The organism is Pseudomonas sp. 05T35, assembly GCF_056396605.1.
In genome coordinates this window covers 1-821 of record NZ_JBFTLU010000819.1, presented here as the reverse complement: position 1 = coordinate 821, position 821 = coordinate 1, and the positions used below count along the sequence as shown (strand labels likewise).

Here is an 821-nt window from a genome sequence, read left to right as displayed (position 1 = left end):
GCTCTACGGCACTTGCCAGTCTCTTGACGTTAACGTAAAGATAGGCGCTGGCGCCGAATTCCCATGGCGCAGGTTTTGCGTGAGGGAAGGGCTGTCCGAGGTATCGGGCAAACTTCCCTTTACTGCCACCTGAACCGGGTAGATATTTCCCCATGGCATGCGTGCTTCGTCGCATGTCGGGAAGTGACCCGGCCAGAGACTGGGCGGACCGATCCGGAGCGCTTGATGACTCTTATAAAAACAATAACGCCACAACCGCAACATGAAGCCCGGCTGGCTCGGGAGAAACTTCACCTTGAAGGCGAAGTCCCGAACGGGGTGTTGCGCGCTGAAATCGATGCCTCATGGCGGCGCAGCTTAAGCCATGGCGTGCACTTCAATGGCAAGCATGAGCTGGCACTGGAATCGAGTGCGAGCCTCGAGGTGTTGCTGGCGAGCAATCGCTTGCTGATCGACGCYGCGATGCCGGCCATCGATTACCTGGCCGAGCGTCAGGGCAAGGAAGGGTTGATCATCCTCGCCAATTCCGAGGCGACCATTCTCGCGGTCGAAGGCCGCGCCGACCGCCTCAAGGGCAGTGGCCTGCAAGACATCACCCTGGGCGCCTGCTGGAGTGAAGCTGCACGCGGCACCAACGCCCTCGGCACTGCGCTGGTGGAAGCCCGACCGACGTTGATCGACTGTGGCGAACATTACCTCGATCGTCTCAGCGATTTCTCCTGCAGCTCGGTGCCGATTCACTGCCCTCAAGGCGACATCCTTGGTGTACTCGATCTGACCCGCGAAGGCCCGTTGGGCCGGGCGCATGACAGCACCGCGTT

At 60.5% G+C, this 821-nt stretch carries 1 protein-coding gene; it reads left to right on the top strand.

Going from position 1 to position 821, the window contains the following annotated elements:
• Positions 1–225: 225 nt before the first annotated feature.
• Positions 226–821, top strand: a 596-nt coding sequence (locus tag AC1DH9_RS30065; protein ID WP_477809443.1) for a GAF domain-containing protein, incomplete at its 3' end; no start/stop codon positions are given.